This window comes from Paenibacillus luteus, from assembly GCF_006542765.1.
GTDB classification, from domain to species: Bacteria; Bacillota; Bacilli; order Paenibacillales; family Paenibacillaceae; genus Pristimantibacillus; species Pristimantibacillus luteus.
The window spans coordinates 24735-42822 of the sequence record NZ_SKCD01000019.1; the positions used below are offsets into that span (position 1 = coordinate 24735).

Annotated in this window: 22 protein-coding genes; 19 read left to right on the forward strand and 3 right to left on the reverse strand. The window is 46.6% G+C overall.

What is annotated here, in order from left to right; all coding sequences use genetic code 11:
• Nucleotides 1-14: 14 nt before the first annotated feature.
• The 3 genes from E0496_RS15245 to E0496_RS15255 form a co-directional block, all read right to left on the reverse strand.
• Nucleotides 15-1397: a stalk domain-containing protein gene (locus E0496_RS15245; protein ID WP_141502661.1), complete on the reverse strand. Its 1383-nt coding sequence runs from the start codon at nt 1395-1397 to the stop codon at nt 15-17.
• Between the two features lie 198 nt (nt 1398-1595).
• Complete coding sequence (locus tag E0496_RS15250; protein ID WP_139992652.1) at nt 1596-2006, reverse strand: ImmA/IrrE family metallo-endopeptidase; 411 nt, start codon at nt 2004-2006, stop codon at nt 1596-1598.
• 8 nt (nt 2007-2014) lie between these two features.
• Nucleotides 2015-2440, reverse strand: coding sequence for a helix-turn-helix domain-containing protein (locus tag E0496_RS15255; RefSeq protein ID WP_139992650.1), 426 nt, complete (start codon nt 2438-2440; stop codon nt 2015-2017).
• Between the two features lie 254 nt (nt 2441-2694).
• Here E0496_RS15255 and E0496_RS15260 point away from each other — a divergent pair, with 254 nt between their 5' ends.
• The 19 genes from E0496_RS15260 (at nt 2695) to E0496_RS15350 (ending at nt 17881) form a co-directional block, all read left to right on the forward strand.
• Nucleotides 2695-3315, forward strand: a complete 621-nt coding sequence (locus E0496_RS15260; protein ID WP_141502662.1) for an ECF-type sigma factor — start codon at nt 2695-2697, stop codon at nt 3313-3315.
• Between the two features lie 216 nt (nt 3316-3531).
• Complete coding sequence (locus E0496_RS15265) at nt 3532-3723, forward strand: hypothetical protein (protein ID WP_141502663.1); 192 nt, start codon at nt 3532-3534, stop codon at nt 3721-3723.
• Nucleotides 3724-3726: 3 nt separating this feature from the next.
• On the forward strand, nt 3727-5043 hold the full coding sequence (locus tag E0496_RS15270) for a phage tail sheath family protein (protein ID WP_141502664.1): 1317 nt from the start codon (nt 3727-3729) through the stop codon (nt 5041-5043).
• A 1-nt stretch (nt 5044) separates the two neighbouring features.
• A complete protein-coding gene (locus E0496_RS15275) occupies nt 5045-5509 on the forward strand; it encodes a phage tail tube protein (protein WP_139992642.1) in 465 nt (154 codons plus the stop codon).
• A gap of 31 nt (nt 5510-5540) precedes the next feature.
• A complete protein-coding gene (locus E0496_RS15280; RefSeq protein ID WP_141502665.1) occupies nt 5541-5963 on the forward strand; it encodes a phage tail assembly chaperone in 423 nt (140 codons plus the stop codon).
• Between the two features lie 229 nt (nt 5964-6192).
• Nucleotides 6193-8460: a phage tail family protein gene (locus E0496_RS15285; RefSeq protein WP_141502666.1), complete on the forward strand. Its 2268-nt coding sequence runs from the start codon at nt 6193-6195 to the stop codon at nt 8458-8460.
• A complete protein-coding gene (locus tag E0496_RS15290) occupies nt 8457-9122 on the forward strand; it encodes a LysM peptidoglycan-binding domain-containing protein (RefSeq protein WP_141502667.1) in 666 nt (221 codons plus the stop codon). Before E0496_RS15285 ends, E0496_RS15290 begins: the two co-directional genes overlap by 4 nt.
• A 4-nt stretch (nt 9123-9126) precedes the next feature.
• Nucleotides 9127-10095, forward strand: a complete 969-nt coding sequence (locus E0496_RS15295) for an XkdQ/YqbQ family protein (RefSeq protein WP_141502668.1) — start codon at nt 9127-9129, stop codon at nt 10093-10095.
• The gene (locus E0496_RS15300; protein ID WP_175598064.1) at nt 10095-10397 is read left to right on the forward strand and encodes a DUF2577 domain-containing protein; all 303 of its coding nucleotides are present in this window, start codon (nt 10095-10097) and stop codon (nt 10395-10397) included. Before E0496_RS15295 ends, E0496_RS15300 begins: the two co-directional genes overlap by 1 nt.
• On the forward strand, nt 10394-10795 hold the full coding sequence (locus tag E0496_RS15305; protein WP_141502669.1) for a DUF2634 domain-containing protein: 402 nt from the start codon (nt 10394-10396) through the stop codon (nt 10793-10795). The genes E0496_RS15300 and E0496_RS15305 overlap by 4 nt, the downstream gene beginning before the upstream one ends.
• The gene (locus tag E0496_RS15310) at nt 10788-11825 is read left to right on the forward strand and encodes a baseplate J/gp47 family protein (RefSeq protein WP_141502670.1); all 1038 of its coding nucleotides are present in this window, start codon (nt 10788-10790) and stop codon (nt 11823-11825) included. Before E0496_RS15305 ends, E0496_RS15310 begins: the two co-directional genes overlap by 8 nt.
• A gap of 3 nt (nt 11826-11828) precedes the next feature.
• The gene (locus E0496_RS15315) at nt 11829-12230 is read left to right on the forward strand and encodes a phosphoglucomutase (protein ID WP_141502671.1); all 402 of its coding nucleotides are present in this window, start codon (nt 11829-11831) and stop codon (nt 12228-12230) included.
• 11 nt (nt 12231-12241) lie between these two features.
• Nucleotides 12242-13264 carry a DUF2793 domain-containing protein gene (locus tag E0496_RS15320; protein ID WP_141502672.1) on the forward strand — a complete coding sequence of 341 codons (1023 nt, stop codon included), beginning with the start codon at nt 12242-12244 and terminating at the stop codon, nt 13262-13264.
• A 12-nt stretch (nt 13265-13276) separates the two neighbouring features.
• Entirely contained in the window at nt 13277-13774 is a 498-nt protein-coding gene (locus E0496_RS15325) for a tail fiber protein (protein WP_141502673.1), read from the forward strand.
• Nucleotides 13775-13777: 3 nt separating this feature from the next.
• Nucleotides 13778-14395 carry a putative phage tail protein gene (locus E0496_RS15330; RefSeq protein ID WP_175598065.1) on the forward strand — a complete coding sequence of 206 codons (618 nt, stop codon included), beginning with the start codon at nt 13778-13780 and terminating at the stop codon, nt 14393-14395.
• A 4-nt stretch (nt 14396-14399) separates the two neighbouring features.
• Nucleotides 14400-15233: a hypothetical protein gene (locus E0496_RS15335; RefSeq protein WP_141502674.1), complete on the forward strand. Its 834-nt coding sequence runs from the start codon at nt 14400-14402 to the stop codon at nt 15231-15233.
• 12 nt (nt 15234-15245) lie between these two features.
• Nucleotides 15246-16559, forward strand: a complete 1314-nt coding sequence (locus E0496_RS15340) for a hypothetical protein (protein WP_141502675.1) — start codon at nt 15246-15248, stop codon at nt 16557-16559.
• Between the two features lie 106 nt (nt 16560-16665).
• Nucleotides 16666-17202 (forward strand): phage holin family protein, encoded by a 537-nt coding sequence (locus tag E0496_RS15345; RefSeq protein ID WP_141502676.1) that lies wholly within the window; start codon nt 16666-16668, stop codon nt 17200-17202.
• On the forward strand, nt 17195-17881 hold the full coding sequence (locus E0496_RS15350; protein WP_141502677.1) for a peptidoglycan recognition protein family protein: 687 nt from the start codon (nt 17195-17197) through the stop codon (nt 17879-17881). The genes E0496_RS15345 and E0496_RS15350 overlap by 8 nt, the downstream gene beginning before the upstream one ends.
• Nucleotides 17882-18088 lie beyond the last annotated feature (207 nt).

An 18088-nucleotide genomic window follows, 5' to 3' on the forward strand; every position in this document is an offset into this window, starting at 1 on the left:
TGGGTACCTTAGTTTTAAGCGGGAAGATTGAGCTCAACGGTCTGGTTAGTTGGATTCCATTTCACTTCAATTCCGAGTGCTTCACCTGTGAAACGGAGTGGGATGACGGTATTTCCCTGCTCGATGCGCGCCGGGGCGTCAAGCGTGACCTTTTTCCCATCAATGGCAGCATCCTTACTCCATACTGTTAATTCCACATAGCGATCACCATAGCGAAGCGTAACTTTATCGTTAGCATAATGAACGGTACCACCAAGCGTTTCAATCAAGCCGCGAACCGGAATATAAATGCGCCCTTCATATAATAGGGGATCAGCAGGCAGCTTTAATGTCTTGCCGTTCAGTAATACCTGAATCGCTTTGGTCACTTTCACCGGTTTTACAGAAGCAGGAGGCTTGTCTAATAAAGCTCCTTCCTTTACCTTCCAGGATGAAACAGTGCCGTCTGCATGGAGCGCTGTGCCGCCATAGGCCTTCGCGGAAATTTGCGAAACTTGGGAGATTCCTTTGATTTGCTGAATCTTTCTGTTGAAGTCATTGCTGAAACTCCAAGACCAGACCGAACCGTCCTTTTTCAAAAGAAGGGAGAAATCGATACCCATGTCTACATTCGCACCGGATAAGGCTTTTATTTCACTGGAATACGCCGTAACATTGAAATGGGGATAATTATTAGGTCCGCCGTGCTTATACATATAAATGCTGCCGCTCAGTAAATATCCATTCCACTCGCTGTCTATGGCGACACCTCCCGATAGCTGTTTTACTTTCGTATAAAAGATTTCCGGTTTAAATACAGTCCGTCCTGCGGGTGTGAATTCCCATACCCAGACGTTTCCGTCTTTATCGAGTGCGCTGTCATAGTCATAACTGTCCAGCGATACGATGTTAGACAAGCCGGCCATTTTAGATGCGGTCAGTTTTTGTGAATCGATGGCCCAGACATTTCCGGAGGTATCCAGCGCATACTTACTGTTAGCCGCTTGAGCAGGTGGAAGCCCTTCTACTTTTACAGGCTCTTCATGTGTATAGCCAGTAAACTCAAACTCATTGGTCTTGCTGTTCAGCACGTTTTTGGTAAAGTAGCCGCCGATCCAAACACTTCCATCTTTTTTGACGGCCGCATAGTTAGTATTGGAGTTAAACCCAGAAAATGATTTTACTTGATCAAGGATAGGCTTAGCTTGGTATTTTTCGTCATTCCAACGCCATAATATGCCATTTTTATCAAGCGCCATGTTTCCAGAAATGTTTACGATGGAATCCAGTAGCTTGCCAGCGGAAGCGGCGGCCTGCACTTGATGTGGCGGTTGCCATAGTGCAATTAACGATAGGGATAGAATCGATAAAATCATCCATTTAACATTTTTTATGAACCTGCTCTGATTTCTGTGCATTTTTCACTCTCCTCTACTATGAGACGTCTTTTAATTGGAAAAGTTTCCAAATAAGCTTAATTGGTTGGCGGATTTGAACGCTATTGTGAAGGCGAAAACGGGTTTACTTTGTTTACTGCAAAAAAACAAGCAGTCTGAAACGCACAGAGCGCTCCAGACTGCTTGTTATAAGAAGGCAGCTAGCATCCATAAAAAACCTTAAAAATAAAACTTCTGCATCTCCGCAGGCACGCCGTTGCGTGTGAGCAGCTGCTCCAGCGTCTCGCTGCGAGCAGGGGCATCGCCTGCCGTTAACAGGCGAACGGCAAATTTGCTCGCTTGCCGCTCATACTTTCCCACGTTAAAGAACGATTGTTCATCCATCCAAAAACGGTTGAATCCAGGATGCAATCGATCATGTCCAAGCTCATGAGCGCAGACGAACCGCCGCCAGTTGTCTGGCAGCGTCTCATGGATGACGATAAATCGCCTTCGCAGCTTTTTGAAGTAAAGTCCGCGCGTGCCTTCGCCGAGATCCGCATACCGGATATGGATGCCAAGGCCTTCTGCAATGGTGAAAGGATCATTGGTTTTGTATTTGCGGATGAGCTTCAAAATCATTTTATCCATAGCAGCACCTACCCTTTGGCATCATCAGGAGTCGCATCCTTCGGCTCGGTATTTTTTTTGTGCTTATTCATTTGCTTAGCTTCCCAGAACAGGCCTGTCAGTACGTCCATCACTCTTTGGCGATCGGCTCCGCTCATCGGTACGCCGTCAAACATAATTTCCCCGTCTTCCTCCAGCAGCTTCTTAAAATCCCGTTTATCCTTATACGTCGCCCAATCGGGTATTGTTGCCGTAGAAACCTCGCGTCCGAGCAAATAATCTGTGGTCGTATTTAAAATATCGGCCATTTTTTGCAGATCTTCGCTGGTTGGCGTTACCCGGTCATTCTCGATATGCCCGAAATTTGACCGGCCCATCTCAAGCTTAGAGGCGACGTCCTGCTGCGTTAACCCGCGCTCTATCCTCAGCTGTTTTATTCTCGTTCCTAATGACATTATAAATACCCTCCATTTTTAGTATCGGTATTTAAAATACTTGACGGTAATTAAAATACCGAATACAATGAGATTCATCAGACGAACAGTATCACTATTTATCAGTAAAGTTGATTCGCTATTTTAGATACTTCAAAGCTAGTATATTTTTGTTCGAGAGTATTGTCAATACCGAGAACTCCATTATATTTTTTTGATTAGAACGGTATTTTAAATACTCAACCTTAAATGATAACCAACAGGAGGGTATTGCGATGAAAGAAGAACAGCACATTATTGATCAATTAACAGCTTATAAACGGTTAAAGGCTAGAAAGAAACAGCTAGAGGGAATTTCAGTAGGGCCCGGAGTTAGATTAAGCAATATGTCCGAGGATGATCATTTGCAGGAGCTACACCGGGAGCTGCGCAAGCTGCCCTCATCGATGTACTTAGATGAACAAGAGCAGCGAATTGAAGCAGCCGCACACGCCAACCTGTCCAAATATCCGCTTGGAACGAGGGCGCAGCTCAGCGAGGTCATCAAAAGCCGGGCAGCGGCAAGCCCGGAGGATGAACATCTGCTGCGAGAGCTGGAGCTAAAGATAGAAAAAGTGCTTGAAGCCCGTACCGGCTCCAGAGGCTACGAAGGCTACATGGGCGTGATCGATAAAATTAGCGAGCTTCAGGATATCGAGAAGCAGCTGCAAACCGTTGACCAAGCGCTGGAGGCATTGGAGGCTTATGAGCCCGATTATGCGCGGCTGCTGAGACTGCGCTTTATAGAAGGAAAGCCTACAGAGTTTGTTGCTTCGGAGCTTGGAATCGTCGATCGGACGTTTCGAAGATGGAAGCAAAAGGCTCTTGCGGAAGTTGTCCGCTTTCTGTCCGCCTAATGTCCGTTTTTGCTCAAATAACCGTGATATTATGATATTGTGCAAGAGATCATAACCGGGGACGAGCGGTGGACTATACCGAGCGTCCCTTTTGTTTTGCCAAGGAAAGGAGGTGGTTGAGATGTAGGTGCAGAGGTGAAAGTGCGCAGGCGGCAAGGCTGATCGCAAGATGGGCTAGCCGCTTCAAACGAAGAAGGAAGCCGGAGGATGGATGGGATGAAGCAGAAAGCATGGCAGGATGCTAATGGGAAAGAGGCCGGCTTCAGCAAGCAGCAATTGCTCGCAGCGAGGCGGTATACGCCAGCACAGAAGGATGTGCTCTCAGCGGTAATGGATGAGCAAGACAAATGCACTCATGAACAAGCGTTATCTCGGATAACAGCCTATTTGAAAAAGGAGGTCATGTAGAACATGGCAGGAGGAACTTATACATCACAAAATAAGGTGCGTCCAGGCGTATATATTAATCTGGTAGGAGAAAAACAAACGGTGGGCAGTATCGGCGAGCGCGGAACGGTAGCAGCGGCGCTGACCCTGAATTGGGGAAAATCAAAATCGGTGATCGCGATTCAGGCGGGCGATGATCTTAGCGGATTGCTCGGCTATGAAGTGAGCACACCGGAGCTCTTGCTGGTGCGTGAAGCGCTCAAGAAAGCCAAAACCTTGCTACTATATCGTCTTAATGAAGGGACGAAGGCAGCAGCAACAATTGGCGGCCTGACGCTTACAGCCAAATATGGCGGCGTTCGAGGCAATGATATCAAGGTTGCCGTGAAGCAAAACGTTGACGACGTTGAGCTGTTTGATGTCATCACTTATGTTGCTGATGCAGAGGTAGATACGCAGTCGGTAGCTGCTATTGCAGCACTAAGCGGTAATGCTTATGTTGATTTTGGCGGTACAGGGGTATTGACTGCAGCAGCAGGCGTTCCCCTTGCAGGCGGCGCTAACGGTACGGTGACGAATCAGGACCACACCGATTATTTGACTCAGATCGAGCTGCAGGATTTTAACACGGTTGCGCTTGTATCCGGTGATGCTTCGCTAAAGGCGGTCTATGCTGCCTTTGCTCGCCGCTTGCGCGAGGAGGAAGGCCGAAAAATCCAGATTGTGCTTGCAAACTATCCGTCTGCCGACCATGAGGGCGTCATTAGCGTCAAAAATGGTGTGAAGCTGCAGGATGGCACCGTTATCGATGCACAAAAAGCGACAGTATGGGTGGCCGCTGCTACGGCGGGCGCAGCGATCAATCAATCGCTGACGTACGAGGCTTATGAGGAGGCAGTCGATGCCGATGTTCGTTATACGAATTCGCAGACGGTTGCGGCGCTGCAGGCTGGTGAGCTTCTGTTTACCGTTAGCGGCGGACGTGTCATTGTCGAGCAGGATATCAATACGTTTACCGGCTATACGCTCGAAAAAGGAAAAGCTTTCTCGAAAAATCGGGTCATTCGCGTGTTGGACGGCATTGCTAATGACTTCAAACGAATTTTCGAAACCTTTTATATCGGCAAAGTGGATAATAACGCTGATGGCCGCAGTCTATTTCGCAATGAGTGCACGAAGTATTTGAATAGTATTCAGGCGCTTGGCGCGATTCAAAATTTCGACTCGCAGGCGGATTTGTCGGTGCTTGCCGGCACGGATTCCGATAGCCTTGTGATTGACGTTCATATTCAACCAGTAGATAGCGTAGAAAAAGTATATATGAAAGTGACGGTGAAGTAATATGGCATTTTTGAACGCAGGAGATACGATTTCGGGCCGCGAAGGCCGGGCTTTTACGGTAATTAACAACTCGCAGGAAGAAATGTTTTACGTGAAGACGCTGGAAGCCAGCATCGAGAAGCAAAAGGCGGAAATCAAGACGCTTGGCCACCGGGGCTTGCAGCACAAAGCAACAGGCTGGTCAGGTACAGGGACGATGACCATCTATTATGTAACGACGAAATTCCGCCAAATGATGCTCGATTACGTGAAAACCGGCGTGGATGCTTATTTTGACATCGTCATTATGAATGAGGATTCCTCCTCTGCGACGGGCAAGCAAACGGTTGTCCTGAATAAGGTCAACTTGAACAAGGTCATCATCGGCAAGCTGGATACCGAGAGCGAAGCGCTTGAGGAAGAGATCGAGTTTACCTTCGAGGGCGTAGATATTCAGGACCACTTTACAGCGCTTTCGTTGGGCTAATTTAACATAGATTGAAATGGAGGCTTTATCAATGGGTGATTTAAGCGTATTTTTTGCACAAAATGCGGCAGTCGAGTCGACGCAGCCGTTTATCGTATCCGATCGGTTCAAGGACGCCGAAGGACAAGCCGTGGCTTGGGAGCTGCGCAGCATGACTGAGGCTGAGAACGAGGAATGCCGCAAGTCCTCCACCCGCAAGGTGAAGGGGAAAAACGGCGTTTTCGTACCGGAAACTAATACCGATGAATACCTCGCCAAGCTCGTCGTGAGCAGCATTCAGTTTCCTAACTTGAAGGATGCCGATTTGCAAAAATCGTACGGTACATTAGGCGCCGAAAACCTGCTGCGCAAAATGCTGCTGCCAGGCGAGTATGCGTCCCTCGTTCAGCGCGTACAGGAAATTAACGGCTTCAACCAAAGCCTGAACGAGCTGGCCGAAGAAGTAAAAAACTAATTAAAGAGGGCGACGGGGAAGCGAATTACGCTTACTACGCCCTCCACGAGCTCGGCATACTGCCGCATGTGCTGATGGCCATGACCAAGCGCGAAAAAGCGGCTATCTACGCGATGATCGATGTCCGCATCGAGAACGAGAAGAAGCAGCGCGCCAAAGTAAAACGAAAATAAGGACGGGCAGCGCTCCCATGAGGGGGCGCTCTTGCCCGTGTGAAGGGGGTGGAAAGATGGCGAGTGGATCCCCAATTATTGTGAATGGAGGGCCTTCTGACTCGGGTCCCAATAGTGGATCAGCGACTGCCTTTATTCAATTTTTGAATCGTCTGAATGCTCGTTTCATAGAAGCAACGAAGCAAGGCGAAAAATTGATTAATACATTTGACCAGATGCGGGTTGAATCAGTGCAATTGGACAATGGATTGAAACGGGCAACAATATCAATGAACGAACTGACTGACTCAGTTAAAAGGTTAAGAGAAGCAGCCGATGGTGGCGGAGGTCCAGGTCCAGGTGGTGGTCCAGGTGGTGGATTAGATGATGTTTTGAAAATATCTACGATTTTGAAAAATGTTGTAACTGCATGTCATACTGCTTTGCAATTCTTTATAGCGGCTAAGGGATTATTGCAAAACAATAATTCAGGTTCAGGAAACTCCTCTGATCCGTCCAAATGTTGTTCAGAATCCAATTCTGATTCTGGCTCTGATCCCGGGTCTATAACAGATCCCGCTGAGCGAAAAGCCGCGCTTTGGCAATCTGCCATTCTAGGTGCGGGAGAAAAACTGAAAGATATGATTGTTATGGCGATATCCGGTGCCATGGAGGAGCATCAATCCAAAGCGCTGCTCATTGCAAGGTCTGGAGGGGAGAAGATTGGAGAACCCCTATATGAGAATATAAGAGGGAATGCAGTTAAAAATGGCGTTGATGTTAATGAGGCTATCAAAACCGCATTATCGCTCATGCCAACTGCTCAGGATACGACTCAACTTGACCGGATGACGACAATGGCGATGGAGATGTCGATTTTGGATCCGAATGGAGGAAGCTCTGAAGATGCAGCCGGTTCAATTAAATCGGCGATGACTGGAGACTATTCGGGCTTGATGGAGCAGTTCAACATTAGCGAGGAAGCCTTTCAAAACGTAGGTTTCGAACAGGCTAACGACATGGATGGTTTTCTTGATGCTCTTGATACGATGCGAGAAAAAGCAAATATGGGTGCGGAAGCACTCAAAACGGTAGGAAGCAGTCCTTTGAATCAAATTGCTACCTTGCAAAATACGATAAAAGCTGGCTTTGCTGCAGCGGGGATGGGCGCGGTGGAAGCGATGTCTCCGCTACTTGAAAAGCTAAACGAGCTCGTAGCCAGTGAGAGATTCCAAGCGTTTTTTGCTTTGTTTGAACAAGGGCTGACGTTTGCGGCTAGCCAGCTTGCTGTGGTCGGTGAGGCAGCACTCTGGTTATTCAGTGTCTTCCTCGACAATTGGCCTTTAATTTTGTCGATCTTGATGCTGACTGGTTTGGTGTTGCTTCCGACTATCCTTGGTTATTTATGGACAATGGTTGCTCCTATATTGGCACAAGCTGGAGCGTGGTTACTTGCTTTCTGGCCGATCTTGCTCATTATAGCTGTTATCGGAGTATTAGTAGGCATCTTTTTACACTTTGGAGGAACTGTTGAGCAGGTTGTGGGATTTGTCATGGGGTTGTTTTTTGGATTGTTTGCGGCACTGAAAAATGGATTTGCTTATTTTTGGAATATTGTCGTCTCCGTTGCTGAATTTTTGGTCAATATTTTTAATGATCCGGTTTATGCGATTCAAAAATTGTTTTTTGATCTTACTAAAAATGTGATTGGTTTCTTTGGCGGTATGATGGACACCTTTATTGACGGACTAAATTGGGTTCTAGAGAAAGTGAATAGTATAACGGGTACAGAGTTTAAGATGATTGGAAAGGTCGATACAAGCAAACTGGATAGCTTCGAGCCCCAAACAGATAAGGCTGTTGTTGACTTTTCAAAGTATAAAATGGAACAAACGGATATCGGGGATTATTCCAAAAAAGGTTATGATTTTGGTGCGGGTTTAACGGACAAATTTAATATGAAAGAGGGGGCATTGGGTGGCTTTCTTAATAAGGAATCCGGCTTTAAAAAACCAGCGATAGAGGAGGTAGGGGCAGCCGCAGGGACAGGCGGATTCGGTGGCGCTGGCGCTGGCGGCATGGGGAGTGTAGCCCCAGACATCAACCGAGTAAATGAGGTGGGCTCCATTAACGAAACCGTCGATATTTCCAGTGAGGATCTAAAGACGATGCGGGAGCTGGCGGAGATGAAGAACATTCAGAATTTCGTCTCACTGCAGCCAACGGTTAGTGTGCAAACTGGCGATATCAATAACGGCTATGATATTGATACCATCATTGGACGAATTGAGCGCTCTCTCAACGAGGAAATCGCCTCTTCTGCAGAAAGGACGTATAGCGTATGATTACGAATCGGAATCATGAACACAGTATATGGCTGAGCTACAGCGATCAGAAGCAAAACCTTCGGATACCAGTGAATCCGCCGGAAATCAAGATTGGGGATGGAGCGAGCGGGAAAACGTACGAGGTATCGGGTTTGGGAGAAATCAACGTACTGCAAAATCCGAAGCTTACGACTATATCGTTCGAGAGTTTTTTTCCTGCGGAGGCCTATCCGTTCTTAGCTAGTAAAACGTGGATTGACCCTGTCTTTTATGTCATCGTCATTAAGGACTGGATGGAGAAAAAATATCCCATCCGTTTTATTTACACGGGACCGACATTCGATATCAATTTGCCGATGAGCATTGAAAAATTGGAATGGATGGAAGCCGCAGGCTCCGGCGATATTGAGTATAGTATCTCGCTAAAGGAATTTGCTTTCTACGGTGCTAGGCCAGTCATTATCAAGAATGACAAAGCCAGCGTAAAGCCACAGGCTCGTCCTTCAGACAAAACAAAGCCTAAGACTTACAAGCTAGTCGCTGGAGATTCACTTATCAAAGTGGCTAGGGTCCAGCTTGGCAATGAAGGGCGCTGGAAAGAAATTCAGAAGCTGAACGGCATTAAGGATTCGCAGTTGAAGAAGCTGCCGATTGGAATGCTGCTCAAGCTGCCGGGGTGATGAGATGCTGGAAATTTTAATCGATAATCGAAACGGCAAGGTGTGGAATATAACGAGTCTGGTCCCGTCCCTCACATACAAGACGAAACGGATCGGATCTGCATCCAGTCTTGATCTGACGTTTATTAGAGGAAGCTTGTTCCAGAGTGCTTCGTTTGAAGTGAATAGCGGCGATGTCATCACGGTGAGAAATGATAATCTTGATGTCTTTTATGGCTATGTATTTGAAATCAGCTCTGGCAAGGACGAGAGTGTGTCGATTAAAGCCTATGATCAGATTCGTTACCTGCTTATGAACGATACTTATGTTTTTAAAGACGTCACCGCCTCACAGATTGTGAAGCAAATCGCGGATGATTTTGAGCTGAAGACGGGGCTGCTTGCCGATACGGAATATAAAATTCCGAAGATGGTCGAGGACAATCAGAAGCTGCTGGATATCATTTGCAAGGCACTGGATTTGACGCTGATCCATAAAGGCGGGAATTTTATGCTCTTTGATGATTTTGGCAAGCTTTCCGTTCGGAACATTCAGGATATGAAGGTCGATTTTGTGATTGGGGATTATAGCCTTTTGTACGATTATGGATTAAAGCGTTCGATTGACGGAGACACGTACAACAAAATTAAAATTTATCAGGACAATAAGGAAACTGGCAAACGCGATATTCATAGTGCACAGGACAGTGCGAATGTGGCGAAGTGGGGACGGCTGCAGTTGTACAAGCAGGCAGACGAGAAAATGAATGAGGCGCAGATCGGGGAACAGCTCACTCAGCTCATGACTTTGAAAAACCGGGAGAGCCGAAGCATCAGCATTGACGCGATTGGCGACTTGCGGGTCAGGGCGGGCAGCTACGTTCCGGTCATTATTGAAGAATTGGATATCAATCAATATTTTCTCGTGGACGAATGCACGCATAAGTTTGATGCGGATTCGCATACGATGAAGCTGGAATTGAGGGTGATTTAATGGCATTGCTGGACTCAATTAAAAAAGCAGGCGCTGCGGCTCATGCCGCTGGCAATCCGATGGCCGTCATGATCGGAAAAGTAACGAAGATTAATCCTCTGGAGGTAAACGTGGATCAACGTTTTACCTTGACAGAGGATTTTTTAATTGTGCCAGAAAGCCTGACGCGATTTGAAGCGGTGCTGCCCTCCTCGGAGAAGCTGCTTATTCGGAGCGGCCTTGAAGCGGGAGATGCCGTGCTTATGCTTCGCGTGCAAGGCGGGCAGCAATTCGTGGTGCTGGATAAGGTGGTCAAGCCATGATTCCTCAAGGGGCAAGACTGACAGAGAACGTGGAGAATGAAGGCACGGAGACAAGCGTCACCTACAAGCTCGATATGATCAACAACCGGATTGTAGGCAAAACGGATAGTCTGGATGCGGTTAAACAAGCCGTATTCAAAATTTTGCAGACGGAGCGCTTCGATTTTTTCATTTACAGTGCGGATTATGGAGCTGAGCTGCAGGGCTTGGTTGGCGAGGCTCCTTCCTTTGTTCGCTCCGAGATGGAGCGTAGAATCCGCGAGGCCTTGATGCAGGATGACCGCATAAGCGCTGTGACTGATTTTCAATTCGAGGTCACGGAGGATTTTGCGACCATTCAATTTACCGTCGTATCGGAATTCGGAAGTTTTGGAGAGGAGGTAATGGAACGTGTATGAACAGATGACCTATAGTTATTTGCTGCAGCAGATGCTGGACCGGGTAGCTGGCGAGGTGGACAAGCGAGAGGGGAGCATCATTTACGATGCGCTGGCCCCGGCAGCCGCAGAGCTGTCTGAGCTGTATGCCCAGCTCGACGTGAATATGAATCTCGCGTTTGCTGACACCTCGAGCGGAGAATATCTGACCAGGCGAACCTCAGATTTTGGTATTAACAGGCAGGCGGCTACGCGAGCAAAGCGGCTAGGCAAGTTTTATGGCTCTGGCGGAACGGCTGTGGATGTCCCCATTGGCAGCCGATATTCGGTTAGCATGGTTAATTTTGTCGTCAAAGAACGGCTAAGCGCCGGTTCTTTTATACTCGAAAGCGAGTTGGAAGGCGAAGCCGGGAATCAGCAGTTCGGCGACATGCTTCCAATTGATTATGTTCCTTCGCTTGAGCGTGCCGAGCTGGTTGATGTGCTGGTGCCCGGCGAGGATGAAGAATCGGATAATCAGCTTCGTCGGCGTTTTTTGGCAGAGGTGCAAAATCCGGGTACAAGTGGCAATGTGTCCGATTATATGAAATGGACGACGTCGGTTGCTGGTGTGGGAGGGGCGAGGGTGCTCCCTTTATGGGATGGCCCGGGTACCGTAAAAGTCGTCATTGTAAATGCCGACAAGCAGCCAGCTAGCGAATTGCTACAGCAAGAGGTACTAGCGTATTTAAACGAGCAACGGCCAATTGGAGCAGATGTTTCGGTTGTTTCTGCTATCAGTGTGCCAATTGCAGTAGCCGCCAGCGTTACCCTCGCTGCGGGCTATACGATTCAGCAGGTCAAATCCGCTTTCACCGCTGTGGTCAGCGCTTATTTGGAAGAAACGGCGTTTCAAATTAATTATGTAAGCATCGCCAAGCTTGGCACTTTGCTTCTAGACATTCCTGGGGTAATTGATTACGCCGAGCTTTTGCTAAATGGCGGTACTGCCAACATTGGGTTAGACATTGATGAAGTGCCCGTTGCAGGGCTTGTGGAATTGGAGGTGTAGCGAATGCCATACCCTGACAAGCTGGATCGTTTTACGGAAAAACTGAACAAGAAGGATAACAATGAGCTATACGTTATCGAAGAAAAGCTTGCTGTCATGAGCGGCGTATTCGAGGGCGAGCTGGCCCATGACGATATCCGGAAGGAAAGCATCCAAATCTATACGGGAGCGGGCCTAAGCGGAGAAAGAGTAGTGAATTATTTTTTGTCTTCCTCGCTAGAAACCCCATGGAAGCTTAGCTTAAAGCTTTTTTCACAGGTGAATGAGGTTTTCGTCACTTATGAAACGCCTGGCGACCGGGTGGAAGCTGGGGATATCAACGTATTGCAGAGAAGCATTGAGGCCATTCAAATGGAAGTGGAACGTTACAAAACGAATGGAAACATCGATGGAGGAACATTTTAGGGGAGGCTTATATGGCGCAGACGATTCAAATCAAGCGCGGAACAAAGGTGCAATTAGCGGTTTATGGTGTTTTATTGCCAGGAGAGATGGGATTTTGCACTGATACGAAGGAAGTTTATATTGGCGATGGAACGGCGAATAGCTTCGTAGGGCGGGCGCTGTCGGGAACGGAAGCAGCGAGGCCTGCCGCAGCGATGTTGGGAAGGCTATATTACGTTAGCAGCGGCACGAATGTTGGCTATTTGTATTTTGACGATGGCGCAGTTTGGAAACGAATCAATGCCCAAAAGCTGACCGATTTAACCGGGACGCTGGACGATGTAGCCGAAGGAACTGTGTACGCCAAGGTGGTAAAAGCAGATATTACCTCTGGCCACGTGAATAAGGTTTCCGATGGCGTAAACGTTAATACCGCAGCCGAAATCAAAACGCATCTGGACGATGCGACCAAGCATCGCCTGATTAACGATACGAGCACTTCTGTAACAGACTTATGGTCTGCGCAAAAGATTCGTAACGAAATTGAACTCGCCAAACGTAATATTGAGCCACAAGCGTCGGTCATGGATAAGGATCTGGCTTCTCCGCCAGCAACGCCTTTACCCTTTGACCGTTTCATTATTCCGGCAGGGGCGACGGGTGCTTGGGCATCGCAATTGAACAAGATCGCGGAATGGAACGGGGTAGCTTGGGATTTTTATACGCCGCAGGTCGGATGGACCTGCTATGTGGATGACGAGCAGAAAATTTATAGCTGGAATGGTTCCGCATGGGTTCGAACCGGAGGTGCTCTTCAAACGATCACAGCCGGGAACGGCTTAACGGGCGGGGGACAAGCCGATTCGGTTACCCTCAGCGTTGGCGCGGGGAACGGAATTACTGTTGCTGCTTCAGCGGTTAGCGCTAAGGCAGGTAAAGGGGTTTTGGTCAATGCGACAGGTATTGAAGCTAATATTGATGGTGTGAGCATTGTGTACGATACGGCTGCCGGAAATAGCTTGAAGGTTGCCGTTATTGATGGCGGCACGTTCTAAGGAGGTGAGCAGATGCCACGAAAAGTACTCATTCAATTGAGGCGGGGAGTCGAAGCAAGCATCGGTTCGCTGGAGATAGGTGAGCTGGGGTATTGTACCGATACTCAAAAACTGTATATCGGGACGGCAAGCGGGAATATCCTGCTTGCCGCCGCGCAGCAGGCTACGGGCGATATGCTCAAAAGCATTTACGACACGAACAATAACGGGAGAGTGGACAGCGCGGAAGCGGCTGATGCGGTGCCTTGGGCAGGTGTAAGTGGAAAGCCTGCTACCTTTGCCCCTGCTGCACATGCGCATGCCGCTTCCGATATAACTTCGGGGACGGTGGCTGTATCCCGGTTGCCTGCCGCTTCGATAACCGCTGCTGGCGTTGCTCAGCTCAATAATGCGGTTAACAGCACCAGTACGGTTCAGGCTGCTACAGCGAATGCGGTGAAGCTAACCTATGATTTTGCAAGCGGGAAGCTGAGCCCGGGCGTCACCTGGAACCAGCTAAAGGGGGTGTAGGTTTTGTCGTATGGTTTAACGTTATATGGAGTTCAAGCCTACGGGGCAGACAACGAAGGTGGGGAAGAAACCGCTCCTACTGAAATCGATTTGATGAAGTATTTGCCGCTTTATTACCATCAGGTGCTGGAGATGCGTTTGATTCAGGGACAGTTAGGCGAGGAGATCGGGAAGCAGGCAGCAGCTTTTGAGGATATGTTGGCACAATATTATGTTCATTCCTCGACTTGGGGGCTAGCGCGCTGGGAAAAAATGATGGGGCTTGCCAGCGATCCTTCTCTGCCGAATGCCCGCCGCAGGGAAAGCATTATTGCCAAAATGCGCGGTGCGGGAACGACAACGAGAGTCAAGATAATTCAAACGGCAATTGCTTTTTCGGGCGGGGAAGTAAACGTCGTCGAGTATCCGGCGGAGAGCCGATTTGAGGTTGTGTTTGTCGGGACCAAGGGTATTCCACCGAATATGGCAGGTTTTATCCGGATGCTGGAGGATATCAAGCCGGCTCATTTGGCCTACAGCTTGAAATACACCTACACGGTGTGGAATCAGATAAAAGCTTTGACGTGGAATCAAGCCAAAGGCAAGACGTGGAGTGAATTAAGAGTTTACGAGGGAGTGTGATTTTATGCAAACAACAGGAAACTTAGGCTTGAAAAAGCCAGAAGGAACAGATGTAGTAGATATTGCGGATCTGAACGGCAATGCGGATATCATTGATACGGCCGTAGCGGGCAAGGTGGATAAAGAGGCTGGAAAAGGACTATCGGCAAATGATTATACTGCGGCTGAGAAAACTAAGCTGGCCGGAGTGGCTGCGGGTGCCAATGCTTATGTGCACCCTACAGGTGATGGTAATCTTCATATTCCAGCAACCGGGACAACCAATACCGGAAGAGTATTGACAGCCGGTAGTACCTCTGGCTCAGTGTCATGGGCAAATATTCCAATAGACACTACGCGTGCACCTCTTGTGTCGCCTGTGTTAACAGGAACGCCGACTGCACCAACCGCAGTGGCGGGAACGAATACTACACAAATTGCCACAACATCATTTGTTAATGGTGCGGTTAATTTAAAAGCGAACTTAACAAGTCCTAATTTTACTGGTGTACCTACTGCTCCAACCGCGGTAGTTGGAAGTAGCACAACGCAGTTAGCCACAACAGCATTTGTTAGAAATACACTATCAGACGCATTGCCACAAAACTTAACATTAGATGCACAAAGCAATACGGCGAATGCATGGTCGCTTGGTTTAGTTTTAAATTATGTAAATTCTTCAAATGTTAAAACACAACGTAAAATAGAGGTTAGTAATTTAGGTGATTTAATATTTACAATACCAGGTTTGGCTTCTTATGCAGTGAGTCATGCAGGAAAATCTTTAATTGAGGCTCGATTTGGCTCTGATCCAGTAAGCCCAGTTGTAGGGCAAATGTGGCTTAGAACAGATTTATAAGGAGGGAAATAAATGTTTAACCCTTTAATTTCAGGCCCAATATCGGCAAACTTTATTACCTTTAGCGGTAGCAGAGCTAGCTGTATTGCCCAAGATGGTACCGTTTATACAGCAACGTCTTATAATATTGCTCCTTATTACGGAGCAATTCAATTATGGAAGAGTACAGATAACGGCCAGACATATCAAGCTATTTCTAATTCTTCTAGCGGTACTTCGGCGGGTTCAGCAACGGCAACAGCTAACAATATTAATATTACGGCAGCTCCTGATGGCAAAATTCATTGTTTTTGGGTAGACTCTGTGGCTACTGTAGTTATCAGATACAAGGTCTATAATCCTTTTTCAAATACTTGGTCAACTTCGAATGGGAGTATTGATGGGGGATCCATGACAAGGTTGAGAGGAGCAGTTATAGACACAAATGGTGGTATACATGTTGTTATTAATATAAATGAAAGTGGTGGTGATTTTACTAGTTGGAGACTGCGTCATTTGTATAAATCATCTGAGACGTTAGAAAATTGGACGTTAACCCCATCTTTACCTCCTATTTATAATACTACATCGGGAATTACGGCCCTTTCTAATGGGCAAATCGCTGTATTTAGTGTATTTAATGGCTTAGCAGTAATTAAAATGTGGACTTCGGGCGTATGGAGTAGTGATTTTCAGGTCGACAATCAAGTAATGGCTGACATAGTCTCAATTACATCTAACAATTTGGGTCAGGTTGAGTTATTATATAGAAGATCTGAAACATTACAAAATACGTATACAAGGATCTGGGATGGTAGTAGTCTTAGTGCTGCTTTAGTTGTACAAAGAGGGGAAACGGATGGTAGTAAAGCTCTTTCAGATGGACATTTGTACACTGATTTGAACACAAATGATACCTATATCGTATACAAAGGGCAGTATCAAGAGATATGGATGAATAAAAAACCTTATGGTGGCGTATGGGGAACTCCTATTCAAATGCACCCGGGTTATATTTATTCGTCTAAGGTTTCCATTCCCACAAATGGATTTGCACCGTATCTTCCTGTTTTTATTAGCGATATCTACCAACAATACGTATTTTATGATCGGATTTTTGTTCATAATAAAATTCCCTATCGCACTCTTAAAGTTAATACAACTAAAGGAATCTTAAATATTCCAGTCTATCCTCCAGATGTTTCTTTATTAGCTAACAAGCAGTTAAGAATTAAGATCGACAACACTTTTGAGTATGGTTTAATTGAAACAGGCCTAATTACAGATGCTAAGGCTTCTCCTTTACGAATCAGAACCAACCAAGGAACACGAGCATTATTAAAATAGTTCATAAACCGTGAGATTAGTACAATAACAAACAACCCATTTCTAGCCAAGAAATGGGTTGTTTGTGCTTTTCTTTTTTAATAATAAATAAAATAAGGAGGTTACCATGAGTAAACAATTGTTTTCTAACTACTTTTCAGAAGGAAAAATAGTTGCCATAGGTTTAGGGGCTTTTTTTGCCCCAATTATTGATTCAATTTATGGTTCAGGACGCTTAATACCTGTTGCTCTTTTATTATGCGTAATAATTTTGGATTGGGTAACTGGGATAGCTGTTGCACATAAAGATAAAATATATTCTTCTGAATATGGTAAGTTTGGTATTTTTCGCACCTTTTTTCTTATGGCGCTACCTGCTTTTGCAAATCTATTGGATTCCATGCTAGGGATGCCAGGTCTTTTCTTTTATGCTATTACATTAGGGCTTATTTATCATACTTGGCAATCATTGACTGCAAATGCCTATAGAGCGGGTTGGGGGAAATGGATTCCTAATTCAGTTATTGAACATATTGATAGTGAATTGAAAGCGAAAATGGAACGGTCAATCAAGAGGGGGGCGAGTACTGAAACAAAAACAGAATTTAATGAGGAACTTGGTAATCATGACACAACTGAAAAAGGAAAAATAAATAATGTTTAAATACACCATCAACCACATCCCCAAAACAACCCCCTGCAACCGTCGCCCTGGCCACCTGCTAATTCCTCAATCGATAACGATTCACAACACGGGCAATTCGGCAAGCACGGCGCAAAATGAGCGAGCCTGGCTGACTAATCCAGCGAATAATCGGACCGCATCCTATCATCTTGTCGTGGACGAGCATGAGGTGATCGAGTGCTTGCCACTAAACGAAAACGCTTGGCATGCTGGCGATGGTAGCGGAACGGCTAGCGGCAACCGTACATCGATTGGCATCGAGATTTGCGAGAGCGGAGATTACTCGAAAGCATTAGCCAATGCGACTGAACTAGCGGCGAAGCTGCTGAAGCAGTTTGGCTGGGGGACGGAGCGTCTATTTCGGCATTATGACTGGAGCGGGAAGATCTGTCCGAGATTAATGTACGATGCAGGCAAATGGACGGGCTGGGCTGCTTTTAAAATAAAGGTATCGGAGAATATGCAAATGAAAATGGACATCCCAAAATCGGATTTAATCCTAACTGACGGGGAGCATAAATTATTGGTTGAGACGCTTGGTCGTTTTACGGAGCAAAAGCTGCTCCAAGATGCCAAGTGGAAGGAAAAAGCGGAGCAGGGATCCTTAACCTTATCCGAGCTGGCGTGGTTAAATACGATTATTCTTTCGCGAAAATAGCAAATCCTCACGGACGATTAGTCTGCGGGAATCATGTTTATTCTGTATTAGCCCAAGCTTCATGCAGGAGATGCATTGAGAGTTGCGATTATATTAGACGTATCTTTCTTAACAACAGGTTAAGCCGTTCAAAAATAGACCTATACCCCTGCTTAGGCATCTGCTCATTTCCTCCTAAAGCCCATGCACTTTTGCCCCTGAGTCATA